Genomic DNA, 26,346 nt, shown 5'->3' with positions numbered 1-26,346 from the left:
CTAGGATGGTGGAGTCGACGTGCTGCGTCGTCGCCCTGCCTACGACCAGAAAGTCCCCTCTGTGAGTTTCCTGACCCGGCTGAGCTTGAAGAACCGGGCGCTCATCGCGCTCATCTCCGTCGTTGCCGTGATCTTCGGCGTCATCGGAGCCGGTGCGCTCAAGCAAGAGCTCTTCCCATCCCTCGACAATCCCCAGGCGACGGTCACCGCCTCCTATGAAGGCGCCACCCCCGAGGCCGTCGAATCCGAAGTCACCGACCCGTTGGAAGGTGCGCTGACCGCCCTGCCCGAGGTCGAAGACATGACTTCGACCTCTTCTGCCGGCAGTGCGCAGATCACGGTGAGCACGAAGTACGGCGACGACTCCGACGATGTCGTCAGAGCCCTGCAGCGCGCCGTGTCCCAGGTGCAGCCGAGCCTGCCCGACGGGGTCGAACCCAATGTCATGATGATGGGCACCGACGATATCCCGGTGCTCGCCCTGTCGGTGACCTCCGACGCCGATGAGGACCATCTGGCGGCGAACCTCGAAGACATCGTCGAACCGGAACTGAAGAAGATCGACGGAGTCTCCCAGGTCCAGATCGCCGGTGCGAAGACCAAACAGGTCGAGATCAGCATCCGTCGTGACGATCTCGAGGATGAAGGGGCGAACCTCGACGAGGTGGCCGGAATCCTCCAGTCCAACGGTGTGCCCACCTCGGCGGGTGAACTCAAGGGCGCCGACGGTGCGGCTCCTGTCGAGGTCGGCACCCGGATCCGGTCGATCGATGCGATCAAGGATCTCGTCATCTCCGGCAAGGACGGCCCGATCAAGGTCTCCGACGTCGCGGATGTCGAACTCGTCGACGAACCGGTCGAGTCGATCTCCCGGACCAACGGCCAGCCTTCGCTGTCGGTGTCGGTGATGAAGGAGTCCGACGCGAACACCGTCGATGTCTCGCACGCGGTGGCCGACAAACTGCCCGAGCTCGAGAAGATGATGGGCGAGAACACGAAGTTCGTCTCCGCCTTCGACCAGGCACCCTTCATCGAACAGTCCATCGACGACCTGCTCAACGAGGGCGGACTCGGCCTGATCTTCGCCGTCCTCGTCATCCTCGTCTTCCTGCTCTCGGTGCGGGCGACGATCATCACCGCGATCTCGATCCCGCTGTCGCTGCTCATCGCGCTCGTCGGCCTGTGGATGGGCGGGGAGACTCTGAATATGCTCACCCTCGGCGCGCTGACGATCTCCGTCGGCCGCGTCGTCGATGACTCCATCGTCGTCATCGAAGCGATCAGACGACGGCACGCCTCCGGCGGTGACAAGTTCTCGAACATCCTCGCTGCAGTCTCCGAAGTCGCCGGCGCGATCACCGCCTCGACTCTGACGACGGTCGCCGTGTTCCTGCCGCTGGCGTTCGTCACCGGGCAGACCGGTGAGATGTTCCGTCCCTTCGCGCTGACCGCCACGATCGCTCTCCTGTCGTCGCTGTTCGTCGCTTTGACGATCGTTCCGGTGCTTGCCTATTGGTTCCTGCGCCAACGCGAGTCGAAGGTCAAGCTCACCCGGGCGGAGAAGGCGGAGATCCGCCGCAGCCGCAAGTCGATGCTCGCGCAGTGGCGGACGGAGAAGAAGGCCGCGAAGAAGGCGGAGAAGAACCGCGACATGGTCGCTGCCGGCGCCGACGCCGAAGACACCGCAGCCGTCGACGAGGCCGCAGGGGCACGCGCCGGTGGACCTGTCGGTGTGAGCGCCGACGGCCCGCGCTACGGCGAATCCGAGGACGGCACACAGGAAGTCGACGAGCTCGCCGGAATGCATTCGCCGGTGACACGTCTGCAGAAGACCTACATGCCGGCCATCGCCTTCTCGACGAAGCACCCGCTGGTGATGATCCTCATCGCCGTGCTCGTGCTCGCCGGCACCGGTGCGATGATCCCGCAGCTGAAGACCGAACTGTTCGGCGACACCGGTCAGGACTCCCTGCAGGTCTCGCAGGCCTTCGATCCGGGCACCGACCTCGACGAAGCGTCGAAACAGGCGGAGAAGGTCGAAGACGTCCTCGCCGACAACTCTGATGTCGACAACTACCAGCTGTCGCTGGGCGGGACGACATTCGGGTTCACCGATGACTCCTCGCTGACGGGCACCTATATCGTCAACACGAAATCCGGTGTCTCTGCGGAGTCGATCTCCACCGACCTGCAGAAGGACTTCGACGGTCTCAAGGACGTCGGTGAGGTCGAGGTGCTCAGCCAGAGTTCGACACCCGGGGCGCAGACGATCGACATCACGCTCTCGGCCACGGACCCCAAGGAGCTCGAGGCCGCGACGAAGAAGGTCACTGACCAGCTCGAGGGAGTCTCCAGCGCGCAGTCGGTGACCAGCGACATCGAGTCGGTTCAGCCCGTCATCGAGGTCAAAGTCGATCATAAGAAGGCCGCAGAAGAGAACCTCACCGAGGCGGCCATCGGACAGTATGTGCAGCGTGCCATGCACGGTCAGCAGGTGGGCGAGGTCGTCATCGACGATGTCTCCCACTCGGTGCTGCTCTTCGACCGCAATGCCGATACGGTGAAGAAGCTGCGCGATCTGAAGATCCCCGGCAAGCCGAAGGAAGCGGCCCCCGCTCCCGGCGGGGCAGGGGCAGCCGGCGGTGCAGACGATGCCGGCGCAGCCGGTGATGCTGGAGCGGCCGGAGGCGCCGGAGACGCCGGAGCGGCTGGAGGTGCCGGAGACGCTGGTGCTGCCGGAGACGCTGGCGGTGCGGGCGGTGCCGGTGCGGCCGGCGGCGACCCGAACGCGGGTGCTCCCGCGGTGACCGGGGAACCGCGGTTCATCAAGCTCGACGATGTTGCGGAAGTCAAGGAGGTCAAGACCGCTCCAACGATCCGTCACACGGATGCGCAGCGTTCGACGACCGTGTCTGTGACCCCGGAGGGTGATGACCTCGGTGCCGTGTCGACAGAGGTGCAGTCCGCTCTCGACGATGTCGACCTGCCCGAATCGGTCAGCGTCGACACCGGCGGTGCGACTCAGGAGCAGAACGACGCGTTCGCTCAGCTGGGCCTGGCGATGCTCGCTGCGATCCTCATCGTCTTCGTCATCATGGTCGCCACGTTCAAGTCGCTGCTGCAGCCGCTGATCCTCCTCGTCTCGATCCCGTTCGCGGCCACCGGTTCGGTTGCGCTTTCGCTCATCACCGACACCCCACTGGGGCTGACATCGATGATCGGTCTGCTCATGCTCATCGGCATCGTGGTCACGAACGCGATCGTGCTCATCGACCTCATCAACCACTTCCGTCTGCGTGGAGTGGATCTGCGCACGGCGGTCGTCCACGGTGCGAGGCTGCGTTTCCGTCCGATCCTCATGACCGCAGCCGCGACGATCTTCGCGCTGCTGCCCATGGCACTGGGTCTGACCAGTGGGGGAGTGTTCATCTCGAAGCCGTTGGCGATCGTCGTCATCGGCGGCCTGGTCAGCTCGACGCTGCTCACGCTCATCCTCGTGCCCGTGCTCTACCTCCTGCTCGAGGGAGTCAAGGAACGGCGTGCGGAGAAGCGGTACGTGAAGAACATGGCCCGCGGCGAGGTCCTCGACTCGGCCGAGGCACGTGCGGAAGCGCCCGATCGGGATTCGACTCGGCTGGAGGACGAGCCGCGGCCGACCGATTCCGGTGCAGCCGCCTCGGTGACGGATGAACCCACACCGGCAGCAGACGAAGGCGGAGCCGGAGCAGCAGAGTCCGACTCGGACGAACCCGGCACCGGTGAGCCCGGCTCGGACCAACCCGGCACCGGTGAGCCCGGCTCGGATGAACCCAGAACGGGCCGTCCCGAGGCAGCCGGACGCGGCAGCGCGGATTCGGACTTCACACTGCGCAGCCACAACCCGCGCCACGACGACGGAGGCAGCGAACCCAAGCACTGAGCCGACCCGGCTACAGTGGGGTGCATGATGACCGAGCTCGAACGGCAGGAGAGAAAGCGCCTGTGGTTCGAGCTCGGTGTCGTTGCGGCCCTGTCCCTGGGCCAATCGGCCGTCTACGCGGTCGTGCGGCTGGCCGATATCCTCACCCGAGGACCCATCGGCGAAGCCCAAGCCAAACTCAACACCTCGCAGTCCCAGCGGCCCGGCTTCGACCTCATCTACCAGATGTTCGACATCGGATTCAGCCTCGTTCCCGTCCTCCTCGCTCTCTACCTGCTCACCCGCGATGCCGGACATCGGAGCCTGAGCGGCCGCCTCGGCGTCGACGGGCACCGACTCCGAGACCTCGGGCACGGCAGCCTCATCTTCGTCATCATCGGCATCGGCACCCTCGGGATGTACGCGACCGGGAGGGCACTCGGGATCACTGCCGAGCTCCAACCGTCCAACCTCGGCGATCATTGGTGGACGATTCCGGTTCTCATCCTCGCCGCGGCGAAGAACGGCATCCTCGAAGAGGTCCTCATCTTCGGATTCGGCGCCGACCGTCTGCGGCGGCTGGGATATGGGCCGTGGACGATCATCATCTCTCTGGCGATCTTCCGGGCCAGCTACCATCTCTATCAGGGGATCGGGCCGTTCCTCGGCAACATCGCCATGGGCATCATCTTCGGCTGGTACTTCCTGCGCCGCGGTCGACTGATGCCGCTGGTGTGGGCGCACTTCATCATCGACGCGGTCGGTTTCCTGGCCCCGGGAGTGCTCACACTCATCGATTTCGGCTGAGGCCCGAACATGCACTCGTCCACACGGATTCATCCTCAGTTCACCGACGGGTCGTCACAGGGCTTCCTGCCGATGGAAGTCTCGATCGGGTGAGCCTTTCCGGGTCGTGCCGTCATCCGGTGCGGGCCGCGGAAGGGGAGAGACAATCCGATACGAGGAGAGAACCGATGAGAACCCTGCTGCCGATGGCCAACCACGTGCGCGGCAAGCGCAGCCCCGTCACCTGCGCTCTCAAGTGCGACAACGCGTGTCTCAAGGCCACCTGCAACACATCGGCGAACGGTTACTTCCGCGATATCGTCAATGCGAAGCTCAGCCGTCGCGCGGTCCTCGGCGCCTCCGCCGCCGGTGCCCTGGCGATCGCTGTGACCACTGCGCCCAGCCCGACCGCGCGCAGCGCCGCGGCCGCGACCGCCGGCAGCCTCGCCTTCACTGCCATCGACCCCGTCCAGCATGAAGTCGACGAATTCATCGTCCCCGACGGTTACACCTGGCACCCGATCGTGCGCTGGGGCGACCCACTGTTCCCCGACGCCCCCAAGTTCGATCCCGAGAACCAGACCCCGGAGGCCCAGCGTCGCCAATTCGGCTACAACAACGACTATCTGTCCATCCAGGTCGACGACAGCGATTCGAACCGGGCACTGCTGTTCTCCAACCAGGAGTACACGAACGACGCCATCATGTACCCCGACGACATGGATGGGGACGACCAACGAGCGATCAGCCGCGAAGCACACGGACTGACCGTGGCCGAACTCACCCGCAAGGACGAGAAGTCGACGTGGACGGTCGACGTCAATGGCAAGAAGAACCGCCGGTTCCTCATCGACACCGAATACGAGTTCACCGGTCCCGCCGCCGGAACCGATCTGCTGCGGACGAAGGACTACCCGAACGGCGACAAGGTCCAGGGCACCGTCGGCAACTGCTCTGGTGGGCTCACCCCGTGGGGCACCGTGGTCTCCGGTGAGGAGAACTTCAACTCGTACTTCAGAACACCGGGCACCTCGGCGGAGGACAAACGCTACGGCCTGAGCAGCGACGAATCGGCGAATGGCTGGGAAGCCGATCTCGACCGATTCGACACGAACAACGCCGGCTACGCCAACGAAGCGAACCGGTTCGGCTGGATCGTCGAGGTCGACCCGTGGGACCCGACCTCCACTCCGCACAAACACACGAACATGGGCCGGTTCAAACATGAAGGCGCGAACATCACGATCTCCGACTCGGGGCACGCCGTGGCCTATATGGGAGACGACGAGAAGTTCGACTACCTGTACAAGTTCGTGTCGAAGGGCACCTATGTCGAAGGCGACCGCGAACACAACAAGACCCTGCTGACCGCAGGCGACCTCTACGTCGCGAAGTTCACCGGCAACTCGCCGAAGTCCGAGATCGACGGGAGCGGCGAAGTGCCCGCCGACGGCGAATTCGATGGCAGCGGACAGTGGCTGCCGTTGCTCAAGGACGGCCAGTCCCAGGTCTCGGGATTCTCCGTCGAAGAGGTCCTCGTCCATACACGCCTCGCCGCCGATAAGGTCGGTCCGACGAAGATGGACCGGTGCGAAGACGTCGAACCAAACCCGGTCAACGGTCGCATCTACGTCGCCTGCACGAACAACTCCGATCGCGGCACCGACGGAAAGGCGGCCGCCGACGAAGCGAACCCGCGGACCGAGAACCGCGACGGTCACATCGTCGAAATCACGGAACGCTCAGGCGACCATACGGGCACCCAGTTCGACTGGACGCTGCTCATCGTCTGCGGTGACCCGAAACAGGGAGACGCCACCTACTTCTCCGGATTCCCCGAAGATCAGGTCTCACCGATCTCATGTCCGGACAACGTCGCCTTCGACACGGCCGGGAACCTGTGGATCTCCACCGACGGCGCTCCCGACGGCATCGGGTACTGCGATGGTCTGTTCAAGGTCACGATCGACGGCAGCCAGCGCGGACGGGTCGAACAGTTCCTCTCCGTTCCACGCGAGGCAGAGGTCTGCGGGCCGCTCGTGCACGACGATTACGATTCGGCGTTCGTCGCCGTCCAACACCCGGGCGAAGACGGGTCCTGGTCAGACCAGCATTCGCGCTTCCCCGACTATGTGGATGAGACCGATGTCGAAAAGGGGGTGGCTGCGCTGCCGCGACCGACCGTTGTCCAGGTGATCAAGGGAGACGGCGGCTCGGCGCCGGACCCGACGGATCCGCCGAAGGACCAGGACGCCGAGGCCGATGGTTCAGATGCCGGTGGTGCCGATGCCGGTGAGAACGGCAGCGCCGACGGCACCGGATCGGATGAGAACGCCGATGCGAAAGGTGACACGACCGGAAGCGGCGCTGACAGCTCGGGGTCGACGGCTGGATCCCAGGACGGAGCGAAGGACGCCGCAGCCGCGGGAGCGGCCTCGAGCGGAGGCAGTGACGCAGGCTCCTCCGCCGGCAGCGCAGGCTCCGGATCGAGCAGCTCAGGCGGCGGTTCGGGATCCGGCGGCGAGCTGCCGTGGACCGGTTCGGACAGCACGCTGCCTCTGCTCGGCGGGGGTGCCGGGCTGCTCGCCGTCGGCGGAGCCATGGCCACGGCCGCTCATATGCGTCGGAAGAATGCATCACCCGCGGACGGCACCGGGGAGTCGGTCGAGGAGACCCACGCCGAGTGACCCCAGTTCGGCCGCCACTTGGCTGAAAGATGCAGAAGGGCAGCGCGGGAGAAACCGCTGACGTCGAGTTCAGGACGGCCTGTGATGGAATCCAGTACCGGATTCAGCACAGACCGTCCTGAACTCCGTCGCATCACCGGTCTTCGGCCATAGTCGGCCGGCGCCGCGGCGTGGGGCCGGCGTCGCGGCCGGCACCGACGCCTCGAGGTCGGCCATCTCAGATGGTGACGGACCCGTTCTTCGTCTCGAAGCTCACCGACATAATGCCCGGCGTCCCGTGGGGTGCGGACCAGTCGATGTGGATCTCCGGGATCGGCTTCGCGTCCTGAGTACCCAGCCAATCACGCAGTCGATCACGGTCGCCCGCGATCTGCAGCGTGTCGATGGCGACAGCGGGATTCGTCTTATAGGTCGACGGATGCTGTGAGGAATCGGCAGACCACTTGATGAAGAACGGCAGCTGGGGGTCGGCGATGAGCCCCTTGATGCCGATCTGCAGCCACTTGAGTTCCAAACCGGACTCCGGTGTGCGGTTGCCGTCGACGGCTTTGCGCTCGAGGCGGGTTTCGACCGCGGCGAGATCTTCGACCGAGACGCACCAGCCCATCCAGCCGCCGCCGAGCTCGGAGCGAGCTCGCACTGCCTGACCGAAAGGGGTTGAGAGAGCGGCCGGGTGCTCCAAGGCTTCTACGACTTCGAGATAGTGGCCGTTCGCGAGGGGGAAGATGAGATTTCTGGTGCCGAATCGAGGATGCACACCGCCGTCGTAGGGAACCACACCGAGCTTCTCCGAGATCCGCTCGGCCGTCGCACGGTAGCCATCAGGTTCACTGGCGTATGACACATGATCGAGTTTCATGACTCGACGATGGCATAACCTGGCTCACACTGCCCCTTAGGGTGACCTAAGAAATCGTGAGCATCGTCACTCGTCGGTGCCGGTCAGCAGGTCACCCGCCCACATGACACGACCGCCCGGATGACATCATCCGGGCGGTCAGGTGCGTTTGAGGGGGGAGCGGCTCAGTGGCCCTCCGCCTTGAAGCGCTCGATGGAGGCGTTGACCTCGGCCTCGGCGGCTTCCCGGCCGGCCCAGCTCGAACCCTTGACGTACTTTCCGGGCTCGAGGTCCTTGTAGCGGTTGAAGAAGTGCTCGATCGAGTCGAGCATGAACTTGTCCACATCCGAGATGTCCGTGTAGGACTCCCAGCGGGGGTCACCGGCGGGCACGGCGAGGACCTTGTCGTCGCCTCCGGCCTCGTCCTCCATCTGGAACATGCCGATGGGGCGGACGTCGATGAGCACACCGGGGAACAGCGGTTCGGGCAGCAGCACGAGAACGTCGAGGGGGTCACCGTCGTTGCCGAGCGTGTCCTCGATGAAGCCGTAATCGGCGGGGTACTGCATCGAGGTGTAGAGATAGCGGTCGAGCTTGACACGACCGGTCTCATGGTCGACTTCGTACTTGATGCGGGATCCGCGCGGGATCTCGATTGTGGCCAACAGTTCCATAGTGCTCCTTCACGTTAGGGGTGCATCACTAGAATAGATGGTACAAGTCCCCGTCACCGTCCACCGACGGCGGCCTTCTCGGCCGTCGAGGAATGAGAAGCGCGTTTGAACGACATCCCCGATGAGCCGAAGACTGCGGACTCGACGGACTCCGATTCCCCGCGCTCCGATGCCGTGAAGCGTCGACGCCGCAGGGGAAGAGGCGGGGCGATCACTGCCGGGGTCCTCGTCCTGGCACTCGGTGCCTACGCGGCCGTCGACGCCTTCGACCTCGTCCCCGGGCTGCCCGGCGTGCTGACCACGGAGCCGCCGATCTCCGTCCAAGCTGTGCCGAATCCCCAAGCGCAGGCAAAGGAAGTGCCCGCCCCCGCCTCGGCGGTGGCAGACTCCGCCTCCGTGCCGACGAAGGTTGAGAAGAAGATCGCGCCCATCCTCAAGGATTCGAAGGTCAAGGGCTTCGGCCTCGAAGTCCGGGACGGACTCTCCGACGAGGTCCTCTATGCGAAGAACGAAACGAAACCGCGCACTCCCGCCTCGGTGACGAAGGTGCTCACCGCGGCAGCGGCGCTGAAATCCATCGGCGGTCAGGCGCGGTTGGCGACGACGGCGGACTTCGACGCCGATGCCAACACCCTGACCCTGACCGGAGGAGGGGACGTGCTCCTGGGAGCCGGGGACTCCGATCCCGGTTCGGTCAACGGGCACGGTGGGCTGCGGACCTTGGCCGAGGACACTGCGCAGGCCCTCAAAGACGACGACATCACCGAGGTGGCGCTCGCGCTGGACACGAGTAGGTACACCGGTGAGGACTTCGACTCCGGATGGGACCGCGCTGACATCGCCAAGGGTGTGATCACCCCGATCCAACCGCTCATGGTCGACACCGCCTACATCGGACCGAAGGACCGGGAATGGCGAGCCCGCAGCGAGCACCCGGCCGCCGACGCGCTGAAGGTCTTCGCGAAGGAACTGAAGAAAGCCGGGATCACCACGACCGCAGCAGACGACGACGCAGAAGCGAAGAGCAGCGCCGACAGTGATGCTGGTTCGCAGGAGTCCGAGGACGGTGCTGGCGCGAACGGGAAGGAGCTCGCACGGGTCGAGTCGGCGACGATCTCCGAGATCGTCGAATACGCGCTCGTCCACAGTGACAACGTGGTCGCCGAGGTGCTCGGCAACGAGGTTGCCATCGCCCAGGGCGAGGACGGCAGTCTCGAGGCCGGACCGCAGGCCGTGCTCAAAACCCTCGGCGATTCGGTCGACCTCGGCCGCACCCGCCTCGTGGACACTTCGGGCCTGTCCTATGACAACCGGATCGCCCCGCACGACCTCACGACGATCCTCCAAGCCTCCGTCGTCGCCGATGACTCCCTGGCCGGCCTCATCAGCTACTTTCCGGTCGGCGGTCTCACCGGCACCCTGCACGACCGGTTTGTGGACGAGAAGAACGCCTCCGGCAGTGTGCATGCGAAGACCGGGACACTGTCGACCGTGACCTCCCTGGCCGGTGGGGTCCTCGATGCCGAAGGCCGCTACCTCGTGTTCTCCATCCAAATCGACGACGTGGACAAGGACAAGATCTTGGAAGCCAGAAAGACCGTGGACGACATCGTCACCGCACTCGCGAATTGCGGCTGCCGATGATCGTCGATGAGAAGTTCGCCGCCCGCACCGCACGTGAGCTCGTCTCCGCGGCGAAGGTCCCCGATGCCCGCGTCCTCGACGAGCTCGTGGCCGGGATGAAGGACAATGCGCTGACCGCGCAGGACCTCGTGCTCGATTCGTTCCTGCTCGAACCCGCCCACGCCGATGACGTGCGGGCGCGCCTGGCGGCCGGGTCCGTGCTCGTGCTCGACCAGGTCGGCTGGGTCAAGGCCAATGCGCAATCCCTCAACGGGATGGTCGACGAGGCGGCCCTGCCCGCCCCCGTGACACCGGCCACCGCGAAGGGGGCCGCGGTCGAGGTCGCCGGTGTCCTGTCTCTGCTCTCGACGCGCGTGCTCGGCCAGTTCGACCCTTTCGCCGTCGAAGCCGGACGGCTGATGTTCGTCGCTCCGGCGGTGCTCATCGCCGAGGAGGCGATGGGCGTGGACGAGCGCGACTTCCGGATGTGGGTGGCGCTGCACGAAGCGACCCACCAGGTGCAGTTCGCCACCGCGCCCTGGCTGCGCGACCACATGCGCTCCCTGCTCTCCGGGGCGGTGTCGACCAGGGTGAAGATGCCCGGAGTCGGTGGAATCGTCGAGCTCTTCGCCACGCTCGGGCGGATCGTCAAGGGCGAAGCCAGCCTCGTCGATCTCATCCGCGATGAAGAGATGCGCGCGGCACTCGATGAGGCGACGGCGATCCTGTCCCTGCTCGAAGGCCATGCCGATGTCGTCATGGACGAGGTCGGTGCCGGGGTGATCCCGAGCGTGCGGAAGCTGCGCCGGAAGTTCGAAGCCCGCCGGGACGCCGGGCAGGGCGGACTGCTCACGAACCTGCTGGGGATGGATCTCAAACTCGCCCAGTACCGCGACGGGGCGAAGTTCGTCCGAGCCGTCCGCAGCGAGGTCGGACAGAAGGGATTCTCCCGCATCTTCGCAGCACCCGAGAATCTGCCGCGCACCGCTGAGATCCACGAACCGCAGCTCTGGCTCGAGAGGATCCATGGCTGAGCACTCTGAGCGCTCCTCGCCGAGGCGGCCCACCCTCGACCCGGCCAGCGGCGCCGTCCGCAACGCGGTGCGATCCGCTCTCGCAGCGGCCTCCGAATCGCGGAGGCCGCCGTCGGTTGGGAGCGCAACTGAGCCCCGGGCGCCCGGGATCATCGTCGCTGTCTCCGGGGGCGCAGACTCGATGGCGCTGCTGCATGCCTGTGCCTTCCTCCACCGGCGAGGCGAAGTGCGTGCCCGCGTCCTCACCGTCGACCACGGACTCCAGAGCGGTTCAGCCGAAGTGGCCCGTCACGTCGTCGACACCGCCGAATCCTGGGGCGTTCCCGCCGACCTGGTCCGTGTCGAGATCACCGCGGGGGAGGAGGGACTCGAAGCCGCGGCACGAACTGCCCGCTACGCCGCGCTCGAGACCGCACGGACAGCGGCAGGTGCCGACTGGATTCTCACCGCCCACACCCGCAGCGACCAGGCCGAGACCGTCCTCCTCGGACTCATGCGCGGTTCGGGCACCCGGTCGCTGGCGGGGATGAGCCCGCAGACGGGTCGGCTGCTGCGTCCCCTGCTCGGCCTCGACCGGGAGCAGACGGAAGCCTCCTGCCGGGCGCAGGACATCGAGGTCTGGAACGACCCGATGAACGTCGACACCGCGTTCACCCGGGTGCGGGCGCGACAGCTGCTCGCCGGCCTCGAAACCGAGCTCGGCCAACCCATCACGGCGAACCTCGCCCGCACCGCCGACCTGTGCCGTGCAGACGCCGACTGCCTCGACGCCCAGGCCGAGGAAATCAGCGCCGAGATCGGCGTCGATGCGCAGCTGCCGCTGGCCGACCTCACCGAGTGTGCGGATGCGATCCTGCACCGGGTGCTGCGGAACTGGCTGCTTCGCTGCGGAGTTCCTGCCCAGAACCTCGGCGCCGTGCGGGTGGCAGAGCTCGGCGCGCTCGTCCGCGGCAGCGGCCGCGGTCGACTCTCCCTGCCGGGAGACAACGAGGTCCTCGTCGAGCCGGGCAGAGCGGTGTTCCAGGCTGCCGCGAAGGCACGGTGAGACGGTCTGCGCCGTAATGGGCACGAGAGCTACGATGTCCCAGGTCAGCACCCTTCCCGACAGAAAGGTTCCTTGTGTTCCGAGTGTTTCGACGGCGAAGCTCCCTGCTCTGCGCTGGATCAGCGCTGGCTCTGGCTCTGGGGAATTCGCTTGGTTCCGTACCCGCAGCGGCTGCGGAGGCGCAGCCACCGCAGAAGCCCACCGACGAGATCACAGTGCTGCAGCTGAATATCTGGCATCAGGGGACTCAGATCTCCGATGGGATCGCGACCATCGCCGACATCGTCGAAGAGACCGAAGCGGACATCGTCATGCTCTCCGAGGCCGGCCCCGCAGCTGACTCGATCAGGCGTGAACTGAACAGGCGCGGCCACGACACCTCCAGCAGATCCTCCACGGACGCAGGAATCATCTCCCGGTTCCCCATCACCGAGTCGTCGGTGGCTGAGGGTTTCGCCCGAGCCGTCCTCGACGTCGGCGATCAGGAGCTCGCGGTGTATTCCGGTCACCTCGAGTACCGGTACTACGCGAACTACCTGCCTCGCGGATACGGGGGAGGGACTCCGCCCCCGCTGCCGACGAGCGAATACGGCTGGGACGAGATTCCAACCGGACCCATCACCGATCTCGACCTGATCACGAAGATCAACCGCGAATCGGGCCGCAGCGAAGCCGTGGCCCGAACGGTCGCAGCCGCCGAGGATGACCGCAGCCAGGACCGCTCAGTGCTCATCGGAGGTGACTTCAACGAACCCTCGCATCTCGATTGGACCGAACGCGCCAAGGACGAGCACGACCACAACGGCGTCGTCATGCCGTGGGATTCGACGCTGGAGCTGGAGAAGGGCGGATACGTCGACGCCTATCGAGACGTCCATCCCGATGAGATCACCCATCCCGGAGTGACCTGGCCTGCCGGCAACACCGACTTCCCCACATCCGAGCTGAGCTGGACTCCGAAAGCGGACGAACGCGATCGCATCGACTTCGTCTTCCATTCCGGCGATGACGACCTTCAGGCCACCTCTGCTCAACTCGTGGGACCGCGCACCTCGGTCGTGCGCGATGAGTTCGTCGAGGAGGAGTCGCAGGACGAATTCTTCACGCCCGAGGCCGACTGGCCCACCGACCACAAGGGCAACCTCATCACGTACAGCCTTGGGGGCGAAGACGAAGAGCCGACGCCCGGCGATGACGGGGACTCGACGGCAGAGGGTGCCGACGCTGACACCGGTTCGGACGGCGGCTCCGACCGCGGTGACGAGGTCGACGCCGATGCTGCCGCAGAAGCGGACTCCGCCTCGGCCTCGGATGCGAACAGCTCGAGCAGCACCGGTGGTGGCTCTGAGGCGTCCGACGCGGGGGCGTCATCGGAGGCTTCGGCGAAGGCCGTCGACACCGCGAGCTCTGCCGACAACTCGTCCGATGACACCTCGTCCGGCGGCACCGCGGGCTCGGATGATTCGGAGGCTTCTCGCCCGGTGGGAGACCTTCCGCGGACCGGAGGCGGCATTGTCGGTCTCGGAGTCGGTGCGGTGCTCATCGGTCTGGGCGCCGTCGCAGTCGCGATCGCCAGGCGTCCCGGCAGGATCTGATCCTCTCACCGCCCTTCGCCCGCGCGGCAGATCGTGTTGCCGACCCGCCGCGCGGGCGAGTGGCCCTGGTCTGAAAGGATGAGCCCATGACGTCTTCGACCGAGCCCGGGTTCCGCCGCTCGCGGGGCCTGGACATCCTGGCCCTGGCCTGCCTCGTCCTCATCGCCGCCTCTCTGAGACCCGCGGCTTCGTCACTCGGCCCGGTGCTCTCCGAGGTCAAAGACGGCTTCTCACTCGCCGAATGGCAGACCGGCCTGCTCACCGCACTGCCGGGACTCGTGTTCGCGATCTGCGGCATCATCGCCGTGCCCCTGCTCAAACGCCTCGGCCTGTTCTCGGCTCTGGCCATGAGCGCGGCATTCATCGTCGTCGGCATCGGCCTGCGCGCCCTCGTCACCGAATGGGTGGCCTTCGCTCTGCTCACCGTCCTCGCTCTGGCCGGTATGTCGATCGGCAACGTCATCCTGCCCGTCTACGTCAAGTCCCGCTTCCCACACCGACCCACCCTCGGCTCCACGACATTCACCGTCTCCCTCGGCCTCGGTTCGATGCTGCCGTCGCTGTTCACCGCGCCCTTGGCCGAGAGCTTCGGCGGGTGGCGTGTCGGCCTCGGGTTCTGGCTCGTGCTCCCGCTGTCGGCCCTCATCACCTGGACGGTGCTGCGAACACTGAAGTCCGTGCCCATCCTCTCCGGACAGGTCGCAGAGCCCGGTGACAAACGGGAGGAACAGCCGCCTCGGCGATCGGTGCTCTCCTCACCGAAAGCTCGGTACATGGCGATGTTCTTCGGACTCCAATCGGCCAACGCCTACGTCCAATTCGGGTGGGTGCCGCAGATCTACCGCGACGCCGGGCTCGACCCTTTCCTCGCCGGAATCATGCTCACCATCGTGACCTTCGGCGGTCTGCCCGGAGGGTTCCTCGCCCCGCAGATCATCGTTCGGAACATCGCCCCACGCGCCTTCCTCGTCTCATTCGGTGTCAGCGCCGTCATCGGATACATGGGCCTGCTGCTCATTCCGGCCACCACACCATGGGTCTGGGCGGTCCTGCTCGGCTACGGCGGCTTCGCGTTCCCCGCCGCCCTGGCCCTCATCACCTCCCGCACCCGAGACGTGTCCGTCACCGCTTCGACCTCGGCATTCGTGCAGTCCTCGGGCTATGTGCTCGCGGCCATCGGCCCCCTGGCCGTCGGCGGACTGCTCGGCTGGAGCGGGGGCTGGCAGGTGCCGCTGTGGTTCATGGTCATCATCTCCGCGCTCATGGCGATCACCGGCTGGCTCTCGGCCGGTCCCGGCAACGTCGACGAAGAGTTGGCTCCGGACACCCGGCACAGTGGCACCGGTGAGGCCAAGTGACCCATAATGGAATCTCCAGGACCCCATCTGAGGAGAATCGACACTCGTGGACATCAACGATCTCGGCAATGACATCGAAAAGGTACTCGTCTCGGAAGAGCAGATAGCCGCACGACTCGTTGAACTGGCAGCCGCCATCGATGAAGACTACAAAGACAAAGACATCCTCCTCGTCGGCGTCCTCAAGGGTGCTGTCATGGTCATGGCCGACCTCGCCCGCGCCCTGCACTCACCGGTGACGATGGACTGGATGGCCGTGTCCTCCTACGGATCGGGCACCAAGTCCTCCGGCGTCGTGCGCATCCTCAAGGACCTCGACACCGACCTCACCGACCGTCACGTCCTCATCGTCGAAGACATCATCGACTCCGGACTGACCCTGTCCTGGCTGGTCCAGAACCTGCGCACCCGCGGAGCCTCCACCGTCGAGATCTGCACAATGCTGCGCAAGCCCGAAGCTCTCAAGGTCGACATCGACGTGAAGTACGTCGGTTTCGACGTGCCCAACGAATTCGTCATCGGCTACGGACTCGACTATGCGGAGAAGTACCGCAATGTGCCCTTCGTCGCGACCCTGGCTCAGCACGTCTACAGCTGAGGCGGAACACCGCTGCAGCTGAGGTGGAATGCTGCCGCGAATTTACGCTTGCGGCGAACCTCACCTCGGCCCGGTGCCTGTGACGGAATAGATCAGCGGCGCATTCGGGCTGTACCGGTGTGAAGTACTAGGCTGTGGGGGATGTTCCCAGGCAGCCTCGGTAGCCTGAAACGGTTGCCCATATCTTTTTCCTGAGAGGACTTATGGCCGAGTCGAACAAACGTCGCCCCCTGTTCACCAAGGCGACGAAGGGCCCGTTGGTCTGGATCGTCATGGCGCTGCTCGTGGTGTCGATCGGTGCACTGCTGTTCAGTCAGAGCGGCTTCAGCCAGATCGACACCGAACAGGGTCTGCAGCTGCTGGATGACGACAAGGTCGAACAGGCCAAGATCGTCGACAAGGACCAGCGCGTCGACCTCACTCTCAAGGACGATTTCAAGGTCGACGGCAAGGACTTCGGCAAGAAGGTCCAGTTCTTCTACGTCGACCAGCGCGGGGAGCAGGTCGTCAAGGCCGTCGACTCCGCCCAACCCGATAAGGGATTCACCGACGAGGTGCCCAAGCAGTCCTGGCTGATGTCGCTGCTGGGCACGCTCATTCCGTTCGTCATCATCTTCGTCGTCTTCTGGTTCCTCATCTCCCAGATGTCGGGCGGGAAGATGATGAACTTCGGCAAATCGAAGGCGAAGCTCGTCAACAAGGAGAACCCGGACGTCACCTTCGGGGACGTCGCGGGAGTCGACGAGGCTCTCGAGGAACTCGAAGAGATCAAGGAATTCCTCGCCGAGCCCGAGAAGTTCAAGGCTGTGGGGGCGAAGATCCCCAAGGGCGTGCTCCTCTACGGCCAGCCCGGCACCGGCAAGACCCTGCTGGCCAAGGCCGTCGCGGGCGAGGCCGGAGTGCCCTTCTACTCGATCTCCGGCTCCGACTTCGTCGAAATGTACGTCGGCGTCGGCGCCTCCCGTGTCCGCGACCTGTTCGATCAGGCGAAGAACAACGCCCCGTGCATCATCTTCATCGACGAGATCGACGCCGTCGGTCGTCAGCGCGGCGCCGGCATGGGCGGCGGCCATGACGAGCGCGAGCAGACACTCAACCAGCTGCTCGTCGAGATGGACGGCTTCGACGTCAAGACCAACGTCATCCTCATCGCCGCCACCAACCGTCCCGACGTCCTCGACCCGGCGCTGCTGCGCCCGGGCCGCTTCGATCGGCAGATCCCCGTCGAAGCCCCGGACATGAAGGGCCGTAAGCACATCCTCGAGGTCCACGCGGCGGACAAACCGCTGGCCGAAGAGGTCGACCTCGGGCAGGTCGCCAAGCGCACCCCCGGATTCTCCGGTGCGGACCTTGCCAACGTCCTCAATGAGGCGGCCCTGCTCACCGCCCGTGAGAATGCGAAGGTCATCGACAACCGAATCCTCGACGAAGCGATCGACCGAGTCATCGCCGGCCCGCAGAAGCGGACCCGTCTGATGAACGACAAGGAGCGCCTCGTCACCGCCTACCACGAGGGTGGGCACGCACTCGTGGCAGCGGCGATGAATCAGACCGACCCGGTCACGAAGGTCACGATCCTTCCGCGCGGACGGGCGCTGGGCTACACCATGGTGCTGCCGAGCGAAGACAAGTACTCGACAACCCGCAACGAACTGCTCGACCAGCTCGCCTACGCGATCGGCGGTCGGGTCGCCGAGGAGATCGTCTTCCACGATCCGACCACCGGGGCCAGCAACGACATCGAGAAGGCGACGAACATCGCCCGGAAGATGGTCACCCAGTACGGCATGTCCGAGAAGCTGGGCATGGTCAAGATCGGCGATGACCAGTCCGAGCCCTTCGCCGGACGCGGCTACGGCGGCGGCGACGAATACGGAGACTCGACCCTGTCCTCGATCGACCGTGAGGTCCGCGGGCTCATCGACTCCGCCCACGCCGATGCCTACTGGGCGCTGACGCACAACCGCGATGTCCTCGACAACCTCGCATACCAGCTGCTGGAACGGGAGACCCTCGACCAGGCGGCACTCGATGCGATCTTCGCCGACGTCGTCAAACGTCCCATCCGCGAGGTGTGGCTGGCCCACGACGAACGTCCGGTGTCCGCACGCGGTCCCATCGAACCGCCGGCACCGCAGAACGATCGAAACGCCGGAGAAGGACCCGGCGGAGCCGAGGTCGATACCACCGACATTCCTGGTGCCGGTCCCTCGGGAGCGAGCGGGCCACAGGTTCCGCACAACCCACCCGGACCGCAGAACCCGAACGGACCCACCGGCCCGACCGGGCCGACGGGCGGGCCGACCGGACCCACTGGACCGAACGACGGGCCCGGCAGCACCGGACCGACGACGAACGATACAGACGAGAACAGAGGAAGCAACGACTGATGGCCGATATCGAAGAGGTCTCCGCGGGCCTCGGCCGTGCCCCCGCCGGGCGTGAGAACAACGTCGATCAGGAGCGGATCTCCGCCGCGGTGCGCGAAATCCTCATCGCCGTGGGTGAAGACCCCGACCGGGAAGGTCTCGTCGAAACCCCGGCACGTGTGGCTCGAGCCTATGAAGAGATCTTCGCCGGCCTGCACCGCGACCCGTCCGAAGTCCTCGGCGTCACCTTCGACATCAGTCACGAAGAACTCGTCCTCGTCCGTGACATCGACCTGTACTCCACGTGCGAACACCACCTCGTGCCCTTCCACGGCGTCGCCCACATCGGCTATATTCCCAGCAGGAACGGCAAGGTCACCGGCCTGTCGAAGCTCGCCCGCCTCGTCGAGATCTATGCCCGTCGCCCGCAGGTGCAGGAACGGCTGACCGCGCAGATCGCCGACGCGCTCGTCGAACACCTCGACCCGCAGGGCGTCATCGTCGTCGTCGAAGCCGAACACCTGTGCATGACCATGCGCGGGGTGCGCAAGCCCGGTGCCTCGACGATCACCTCGGCCGTGCGCGGTCAGCTGCGCGACAGCGCCTCCCGAGCCGAAGCGATGAGCCTGATCCTCGGGCGCTGAGGGTCGGCAAAAGGGGCAGAGCAGCCATGCAGAAGACCACGAACAGCACCGCGACGGCCACGAAGATCATGGGCGTCCTCAACGTCACGCCCGACTCGTTCTCCGACGGCGGACGCTACTTCGACCATGATCGAGCCGTCGCCCACGGCCTCGAACTCATGGCCACCGGAGCCGACATCATCGACGTCGGCGGCGAATCGACCAGGCCCGGATCGGCCCGCGTCGACGAAGCCGAAGAGCTGCGCCGAGTCGTCCCCGTCGTCCGTGATCTCGCGGCCGCCGGCGCCGTGATCAGCGTCGACACCATGCGCGCCAGCGTCGCCCGAGACTCTCTGGCCGCGGGAGCCCACATCATCAACGACGTCTCCGCCGGACAGTCGGATCCGACCATGCTCAGCGTCGCCGCCGAGACCGGCGCCCCGATCGTGCTCATGCACTGGCGCGGCTACCTCGACCAGGCTTCCGCGACCTTCCACTACGAAGATGTCGTCGCCGAGGTCATCGGTGAGCTTCGGACCCGCATCGACGAAGCCATCGCCGTGGGAGTGAAGCCGGAGAACATCATCGTCGACCCGGGTCTGGGATTCTCGAAGAACGCCGAACACAACTGGCAGCTGCTGGCCGCCCTGAATGAATTCGCAGCGCTCGACCACCGGCTCCTCGTCGCCGCCAGCCGGAAGCGCTTCATCGCCTCGCTCATCAGCCCCGACGATCCGAAACTCGCACAGCAGGCGGCGAAGGACCAGGCGACGGCGACGATCTCGGCGATCTCCGCGCAGGCGGGCGCCTGGGCCGTCCGCGTCCACGATCCGGCCACCTCGGCGATCGCCTGCAAGGTCATCGCGGCCGTTGCCGAAGCGGGGGAGGAGGGGGCATGACCGGGCCCGAGGCGGCACCCGACCGCATCGAACTGCGCGGCCTCACCGTGCGCGGCAACCACGGGGTCTTCGACTTCGAGAAGCGCGAGGGTCAGGACTTCGTCATCGACGTCACCCTGCACACCTCGGTCGCCGCGGCCGCCGCCACCGACGACCTCACCGAGACCATCCACTACGGAGAACTCGCCGAGGATGTCGCCGCCATCGTCGAGGACAACACCTTCGACCTCATCGAAACCCTCGCCGAACGCATCGCCGAACACTGCCTGAGCCTGTGCGCACACGTCGAAGTCGTCGTCCACAAACCCTCGGCTCCGATCCAACGCACCTTCGACGATGTGCGCATCCGAGTCGAACGCTTCCGCACCCCGGCCGGAGACAGCACGGGCCGCGCCGAGGCGTACCTCAACCTCGGCGCGAACTTGGGCGATGCCCGCGAGACCCTGGTCCAAGCCGTCGAAGCCCTCGACCGGCACCCGGACATCACGGTGGAGGCCCGATCCTCGTTCTACCGCACCGCCCCGTGGGGAGGCGTCGAACAGAACGACTTCCTCAACCTCGGACTGATCGTCGCGACCACCCTGCCGGCACTCGAGCTGCTTTCCGTGGCCCAGGGCATCGAGGTCGCCTGTGGGCGGACCCGGGAGTTGCGGTGGGGACCGCGGACCCTCGACATCGACCTCATCCGCTACGGCAGCGACACCGCCGAACTCGTCACCGAGACGAATCGACTGACGCTTCCGCACCCGCGCGCTCACGAACGGGCATTCGTGTTGGCCCCGTGGGCCGAACTCGTCGGCGAGACGATGGTGCGCACCCCGGACGGTGCGCGCCCGATCGGCGAGATCCTCGCCGAACTCGATGACCAGGACATCGCCCGGATCACATCTGGATAACCGACGCTGATCTGAGAGACTGGGAACCATGCAGAGAACCTCCTCGTCCACCCTCGCCGTCTGGGCCGTGATCGGCACGGTTCTCGCGGTCGTGGTCGATGTGGTGCTCGAAAGCCAAGGGTTCTCCCTGCCGGGAGTGCCGTGGTTCGCGATCATCGGCATGCTCGTCCTCGCCGCCGTCCTCCTGCTGCTGGGGTGGCCGATCAAGAAATGGAACGACGGCGACCGGACCAAGGAGATCGACCCCCTCCAAGCCGCACGGGTCGCGGTCATGGCCAAGGCCAGCGCACTGACCGGAGCGGGACTGGCCGGGTGGTATCTGGGCAACGCCGGCTACTACTTCCTGTCCACACCGGGCATCCGCAACGATCTGGCAGCAGGTATGCTTGTCGCCGTCATCTCTGCCGCGGTCCTCATGATCGTGGGCATCATCGTCGAGGGATTCTGCGAAATCCCACCCCAAGACCCGCCGGGAGCTGAAACAGCATGAACCGCGACCACTTCTTCACCATCGGTGCCGATGTGCCGTTCAACAGGGTGAGTCCGAAATATGGGGTGAAGGAAGTCCTTGCGAGCATGATCTTCCTGGTGCCGATGTTCATCGCGGCGCTCGTGTGCGCGATCATCTTCACCGCCGATGTGCCGTGGCTGCACCTGATCTGGATCGCGATTCTCGCCTACGGGATCGCCTCGACGATCATCGTCCTGCGCCAGGCTCGTGCGATCGGCTATGCCGAACGTGAAGACGACCTGCTCATCCGCCGCGGCATCATGTTCCACAAGGCCACCGTCGTCCCCTACGGACGCCTGCAGTTCGTCGACGTCGACGCCGGCCCGATCGACCGCATCTTCGGCCTCGCGACGGTCAAACTCCACACCGCTTCGGCCGCTACCGACGCCACCATTCCCGGGCTGCCCCGCGCCGAAGCCGATCGGCTGCGCGACAGCCTCGCCGGACTCGGCCAGGCCAATCTGGCGGGGCTGTGAACATGGCCGCAGACGAACCCGAGCAGAACACCGAGGAAGCGGCCGCGTCGGCGCTGCCCGAGTCCGCCGAGGCCGAACGCTCCGTGCACGCAGCGTCCCACAGTGACGTCTCTGATGCGCTGGAAGGGGCAGCGGCTCCGGAGATCTGGCATCGCGTCCACCCGCTGACGCCGATCATCGAAAGTCTTGCCGTCCTCGTCGGCATCTTCATCGCTGCCGCCTATGGGCTGCAGAATGTCTTCCAGAACGCCGTCGAAGATCTGGCCTCCGGCCGGTCGGTCGACCTCACGTTCGCCGAGTGGATCGGCGGTCACCCGCTGGCGATCCTCGGCATCGTCGGCGGCATCATCCTCATCCTCCTGCTCACCGCGATGTTCAGCTGGCTGGCCTGGCGGGTCATGGGCTACCGAGTCGACGCCGAAGCGATCTACTACCGCCGAGGCCTGCTGTCGAAGAAGCTGCGCAAGGCCCGACTCGACCGAGTGCAGTCGATCGACCTGCAGCAGAAGCTGCTGCCCCGCGTGCTCGGCATGGCCGAACTCGTCTTCGACGTCGCCGGTGGCAGTGACTCGAACATCTCACTGAAGTACCTGTCGAAGAAGCGCGCCGAAGAGCTGCGTGACGAACTGCTGGCCGCGGTCAGGGCGAAGAAGAGGACCGACACCGCCGGGACGGCCGGACCCGACCGCCCCTCAGCTGGGGGTCCCTCAGCTGCGGACCTCTCAGTCGCGGGGCCCTCGGGCAGCGGAGCGCACGCTGCGCAGGCCCTCCCCGAGGCCGAGAACGCCGCGGACATTGCCGAGCCGGCGAGCTCCGGTGTCGACCGCAGCGTGCCCGAACGCCGTGACGACAGCATCGGCGTGAGGCTGAGCAAACGACTCGGTGCGATGGCCGATGATGTCTCACACGAGGCCGAAGGCAGCCTCAACGAACTCCTTGCGCCGTACAACCTCTCGACCAGCGTCGGCAAGGAAGGTGAGATCATCCGTGTGCCCGTCCACCGGGTGGTCGTGGCCTCCCTGCTCAAGCCCGAGACCCTGATCTCTGCGGCCGTGGTCGTCATCGTCATCGTCATCGCCATCGTGCTCATGGCCATGGGCATCAAAGAGGCATTCATCCCGATGCTCGTCGGTGTCCTGCCGGGCATCTTCGCGGCCTTCTCCGTGTTCCGGAAGAACCTCGACAACGCGAACTTCGTCGTCCGCCTCGGCGAATCCGGTCTGGCCGTCAACCACGGACTCTTCTCCACCTCGCGCAAAGTCATCCCGCTCGACCGAATCCAAGCGGTGTGTCTGTATCAGCCTCTGCTGTGGCGATGGGCCGGATGGTGGCAAGCCGAATACAACATCGCCAGCGCCGGCGGAGACCACGATACGAACCTGCTGCTGCCCGTCGGCGACCTCGACCAGGCGCTGCTCATGGTCGGACTGGCACTGCCGGATCCGCAGCTGGACGAAGGCGTGGGTGCCGACACTCTGGTGCGTTCGGCGATGTATGACCGGAAATCCGCCGACCCGAACGCCGCCGCGGCGGAGGCGATGTTCCATCCGCAGCCGCGTTCCTCGCGGATCCTCGACCCCTTCGTGTGGAAGCGTCGCGCCTATGCCCTGACCGAATCGCTGCTTGTGCTCCGCCTCGGGGCATTCAACCGCCGCGTCGACTTCGTCCCCCATGTGCGGGTGCAGTCCCTGCGCTACCACCAGGGGCCACTGATGCGGGCGCTGGGACTGGGTTCGGTGGCCGTGCACTCGACCGCCGGTCCCGTCGACCCGCGAGTCACGCACCAGAGCGCCGAGGACGCCAAACGCTTCTTCACCGAACACGCCGAACGCACCCGACTGGCCCGGCAGCACTTCGATGCCGTGACCAAGGACGCGAAGACCGGACAGGCCGCTGTGCTCGAGCACAGCCCGAACCCCGCCGAGGAGGACGAACGATGAACCAGAGCGACGCCCCACGGCTGGGCATCGGCATCATCGGCTGCGGTCGAGTCGGAGCGAGCATCGGCGCCGCCTGGCGACAGGCCGGACACGCGATCGTCGGCGTCAGCGCCACCTCGCAGGCCAGCCGCGACAGAGCCGCTGACATGCTTCACGGAGTCCCCGTCCTCGACCCCGATGAGATCGCCGAACGCGCCGAACTCGTCCTCGTGGCTGTACCGGACGACGAGATCGCGCCACTGGTGACAGGGCTTGCGAACCTCGGACGCCTCCATCCCGGTCAGATCCTCGTGCACTGTTCGGGTCGATACGGCACAGAGGCCCTCGACGCCGGGACCCGCCTCGGGGCACTGCCCATCGCCCTGCACCCGTCGCTGACGTTCACGGGCACCGACGTCGACCTCACCCGCCTGCGGCAGGCGACGATCGCGGTCACCGCACCGGCACCGATCCGTCCGGTCGGCGAGGCGCTCGTCGTCGAACTCGGCGCCGAACCGATCGATATCGCCGAAGCCGACCGTCCCCTCTACCACGCCGCCATCACTCACGCCTCGAACCACTCGATCACGATCATCGCCGAAGCGATGGAGATGCTCACCGAGGCGGGGGTGAGCGATCCCGCCCATGTCCTCGGCGCCCTTGTCGACGCGAGTGTGGCCAACACCCTCCAGAACGGGCCGAAGGCCCTGACCGGACCGGTCAGTCGCGGCGATGTCGGAACCGTGGCCGCTCACCTGGCAGCGCTGAGCGAATTCAGTCTCAGCCGTTCCAACCCCGCCGCCCGCAACAGCTACATCGCGTTGGCCCGATCGACGACGTCGAAGGCGCTGGCGATGGGACGGATCACAGATGCGCAGGCACAGGAGATTCTGACGGTCCTCGAGTGATCGCCGAATTCCCCCGCGAGCCCGGTCCACGGTAGCCTTGAGGCATGGCGAACACCGACTCGAAGACACCTGAGAACGCAGACCTTTCACCCGAACATCTCGATCCGGAGCAGATCCGGTTCCGAAAGGAAAAGCGCCAGCGTCTCCTCGACGGCGGTACCGAAGCCTACCCCGTCTCGGTGCCTCGCACTCACAGTCTCGCCGACGTCCACGCCGCCCATGACGGGCTCGAAGCCGGTGAGGAGACCGAGGACATCGTCGGTGTCATCGGCCGTGTCGTCTTCGTCCGCACCACCGGCAAGCTCTGCTTCGTGACTCTGCAGGCCGGCGACGGAACCCGTCTGCAGGGGATGCTCTCTCTGCGCGAGGTCGGCCAGGACCGACTCGACGACTTCAAGTCCGATGTCGACCTCGGCGATTTCCTGTTCCTGCACGGCAAGGTCATCAAGTCCAAGCGCGGTGAGCTCTCCGTGCTCGCGGACTCCTGGCAGATGGCGTCGAAGGCCATCCGCCCTCTGCCGGGTCTGCACACCGAACTGGCCGAAGACACCCGCGTCCGTCAGCGCTACCTCGATCTCATCACCCGCGAACAGGCGCGGAAGACGATGCTCACCCGGGCGAAGGTGATGACCTCGCTGCGGCGGACCTTCGCCGAACAGGACTTCGTCGAGATCGAGACCCCGATGCTGCAGACCATGCACGGCGGTGCCTCGGCGCGTCCGTTCACGACGCACATGAACGCCTACGACATCGACATGTACCTGCGCATCGCGCCGGAGCTGTTCCTCAAGCGCGCCGTCGTCGGCGGAATCGAGAACGTCTTCGAGATCAACCGCAACTTCCGCAACGAAGGGGCGGACTCCACGCACTCGCCGGAATTCGCGATGCTCGAGTCCTATCAGTCCTTCGGTGACTACCACTCGATCGCGGATCTGACGAAGACTCTCATCCAGAACGCCGCGCAGGACGCGACCGGTTCGCTCGTGGTCACCCTCGAAGACGGCAGCGAATACGACTTCGGCGGCGATTGGGCCGTGGTGAGCATGTACGAATCCCTGTCCGCGGAATCCGGCGTCGAAGTCACCCCGGAGACCGGTCTCGATGTGCTGGACAAGATTGCCGCCGACAACGACGTGGACCTGTCCGGCGTCTTCCGCTCACACGGCAAATACGTCGAAGAGCTGTGGGAGCACTTCTACCAGGACCGGCTGTGGGCACCGACCTTCGTCACCGATTTCCCCGTCGACACCTCACCGCTGGTGCGTGAGCACCGGACGAAGAAGGGCGTCGTGGAGAAATGGGACCTCTACGTGCGCGGCTTTGAGCTGGCCACCGGCTACTCGGAGCTCGTCGACCCCATCATCCAGCGTGAGCGCTTCGAAGCGCAGGCAGCCGACGCCGCACGCGGCGACGACGAGGCCATGGGCCTCGACGAGGAGTTCCTCATGGCCATGGAGCACGGAATGCCGCCGACCGGCGGAATGGGAATGGGACTGGACCGCCTGCTCATGGCATTGACCGGTTTGGGAATCCGCGAAACGATTCTGTTCCCATTCACCAAGCCTTTGGCGGCTTCACAGGAAGATACAGCTCAGGAGGGCTGATTACG

The 26,346-nt window shown here is 65.7% G+C and carries 20 protein-coding genes; 18 read left to right on the top strand and 2 right to left on the bottom strand.

Annotated elements, in window-relative coordinates; genetic code table 11:
* Window positions 1-61: 61 nt before the first annotated feature.
* From EB836_RS00985 to EB836_RS00975, 3 genes are all read left to right on the top strand, one after another.
* Window positions 62-3,919 carry an efflux RND transporter permease subunit gene (locus EB836_RS00985; protein WP_240689522.1) on the top strand — a complete coding sequence of 1,286 codons (3,858 nt, stop codon included), beginning with the start codon at window positions 62-64 and terminating at the stop codon, window positions 3,917-3,919.
* Between the two features lie 24 nt (window positions 3,920-3,943).
* On the top strand, window positions 3,944-4,705 hold the full coding sequence (locus EB836_RS00980) for a CPBP family intramembrane glutamic endopeptidase (RefSeq protein WP_135537252.1): 762 nt from the start codon (window positions 3,944-3,946) through the stop codon (window positions 4,703-4,705).
* Window positions 4,706-4,872: 167 nt separating this feature from the next.
* A complete protein-coding gene (locus EB836_RS00975) occupies window positions 4,873-7,371 on the top strand; it encodes a PhoX family phosphatase (RefSeq protein WP_135537251.1) in 2,499 nt (832 codons plus the stop codon).
* A 217-nt stretch (window positions 7,372-7,588) separates the two neighbouring features.
* Here EB836_RS00975 and EB836_RS00970 read toward each other — a convergent pair whose 3' ends face one another.
* Window positions 7,589-8,230: a VOC family protein gene (locus EB836_RS00970; RefSeq protein ID WP_135537250.1), complete on the bottom strand. Its 642-nt coding sequence runs from the start codon at window positions 8,228-8,230 to the stop codon at window positions 7,589-7,591.
* A gap of 164 nt (window positions 8,231-8,394) precedes the next feature.
* Entirely contained in the window at window positions 8,395-8,883 is a 489-nt protein-coding gene (locus tag EB836_RS00965; protein ID WP_135537249.1) for an inorganic diphosphatase, read from the bottom strand.
* Between the two features lie 105 nt (window positions 8,884-8,988).
* Here EB836_RS00965 and dacB point away from each other — a divergent pair, with 105 nt between their 5' ends.
* The 15 genes from dacB to lysS all read left to right on the top strand — a co-directional run bounded on the left by dacB (window position 8,989) and on the right by lysS (window position 26,341).
* Complete coding sequence (dacB, locus tag EB836_RS00960) at window positions 8,989-10,527, top strand: D-alanyl-D-alanine carboxypeptidase/D-alanyl-D-alanine-endopeptidase (RefSeq protein WP_240689521.1); 1,539 nt, start codon at window positions 8,989-8,991, stop codon at window positions 10,525-10,527.
* On the top strand, window positions 10,512-11,540 hold the full coding sequence (locus EB836_RS00955) for a zinc-dependent metalloprotease (RefSeq protein ID WP_240689520.1): 1,029 nt from the start codon (window positions 10,512-10,514) through the stop codon (window positions 11,538-11,540). The genes dacB and EB836_RS00955 overlap by 16 nt, the downstream gene beginning before the upstream one ends.
* Window positions 11,533-12,585 (top strand): tRNA lysidine(34) synthetase TilS, encoded by a 1,053-nt coding sequence (gene tilS / locus EB836_RS00950; RefSeq protein ID WP_135537248.1) that lies wholly within the window; start codon window positions 11,533-11,535, stop codon window positions 12,583-12,585. The genes EB836_RS00955 and tilS overlap by 8 nt, the downstream gene beginning before the upstream one ends.
* A 215-nt stretch (window positions 12,586-12,800) precedes the next feature.
* Window positions 12,801-14,180, top strand: coding sequence for an endonuclease/exonuclease/phosphatase family protein (locus EB836_RS00945; protein WP_167854309.1), 1,380 nt, complete (start codon window positions 12,801-12,803; stop codon window positions 14,178-14,180).
* An 86-nt stretch (window positions 14,181-14,266) separates the two neighbouring features.
* Window positions 14,267-15,538, top strand: a complete 1,272-nt coding sequence (locus EB836_RS00940) for an MFS transporter (protein ID WP_135537246.1) — start codon at window positions 14,267-14,269, stop codon at window positions 15,536-15,538.
* A gap of 46 nt (window positions 15,539-15,584) precedes the next feature.
* Complete coding sequence (gene hpt, locus EB836_RS00935) at window positions 15,585-16,136, top strand: hypoxanthine phosphoribosyltransferase (RefSeq protein WP_135537245.1); 552 nt, start codon at window positions 15,585-15,587, stop codon at window positions 16,134-16,136.
* Between the two features lie 203 nt (window positions 16,137-16,339).
* Window positions 16,340-18,526, top strand: a complete 2,187-nt coding sequence (gene ftsH / locus EB836_RS00930) for an ATP-dependent zinc metalloprotease FtsH (RefSeq protein WP_135537244.1) — start codon at window positions 16,340-16,342, stop codon at window positions 18,524-18,526.
* Window positions 18,526-19,149, top strand: a complete 624-nt coding sequence (gene folE / locus EB836_RS00925) for a GTP cyclohydrolase I FolE (RefSeq protein ID WP_135537243.1) — start codon at window positions 18,526-18,528, stop codon at window positions 19,147-19,149. Before ftsH ends, folE begins: the two co-directional genes overlap by 1 nt.
* 26 nt (window positions 19,150-19,175) lie before the next feature.
* Complete coding sequence (folP, locus tag EB836_RS00920) at window positions 19,176-20,027, top strand: dihydropteroate synthase (RefSeq protein ID WP_205683263.1); 852 nt, start codon at window positions 19,176-19,178, stop codon at window positions 20,025-20,027.
* Window positions 20,024-20,923 (top strand): 2-amino-4-hydroxy-6-hydroxymethyldihydropteridine diphosphokinase, encoded by a 900-nt coding sequence (gene folK / locus EB836_RS00915; protein WP_135537242.1) that lies wholly within the window; start codon window positions 20,024-20,026, stop codon window positions 20,921-20,923. Before folP ends, folK begins: the two co-directional genes overlap by 4 nt.
* A gap of 28 nt (window positions 20,924-20,951) precedes the next feature.
* Window positions 20,952-21,413 (top strand): DUF3180 domain-containing protein, encoded by a 462-nt coding sequence (locus EB836_RS00910; protein ID WP_135537241.1) that lies wholly within the window; start codon window positions 20,952-20,954, stop codon window positions 21,411-21,413.
* On the top strand, window positions 21,410-21,910 hold the full coding sequence (locus tag EB836_RS00905; protein ID WP_135537240.1) for a PH domain-containing protein: 501 nt from the start codon (window positions 21,410-21,412) through the stop codon (window positions 21,908-21,910). Before EB836_RS00910 ends, EB836_RS00905 begins: the two co-directional genes overlap by 4 nt.
* A gap of 2 nt (window positions 21,911-21,912) precedes the next feature.
* The gene (locus EB836_RS00900; RefSeq protein WP_135537239.1) at window positions 21,913-23,850 is read left to right on the top strand and encodes a PH domain-containing protein; all 1,938 of its coding nucleotides are present in this window, start codon (window positions 21,913-21,915) and stop codon (window positions 23,848-23,850) included.
* The gene (locus EB836_RS00895; RefSeq protein WP_135537238.1) at window positions 23,847-24,737 is read left to right on the top strand and encodes a DUF2520 domain-containing protein; all 891 of its coding nucleotides are present in this window, start codon (window positions 23,847-23,849) and stop codon (window positions 24,735-24,737) included. The genes EB836_RS00900 and EB836_RS00895 overlap by 4 nt, the downstream gene beginning before the upstream one ends.
* A gap of 44 nt (window positions 24,738-24,781) precedes the next feature.
* Window positions 24,782-26,341, top strand: coding sequence for a lysine--tRNA ligase (lysS, locus tag EB836_RS00890; protein WP_135537237.1), 1,560 nt, complete (start codon window positions 24,782-24,784; stop codon window positions 26,339-26,341).
* The last annotated feature ends 5 nt before the right edge of the window (window positions 26,342-26,346 follow it).

It is taken from the genome of Brevibacterium sp. S111 (assembly GCF_004745075.1).
In the GTDB taxonomy this organism is placed as follows: domain Bacteria; phylum Actinomycetota; class Actinomycetes; order Actinomycetales; family Brevibacteriaceae; genus Brevibacterium.
The sequence above is the reverse complement of the archived record's forward strand: the minus strand, read 5'-3'. Positions and strand labels throughout refer to the sequence as shown.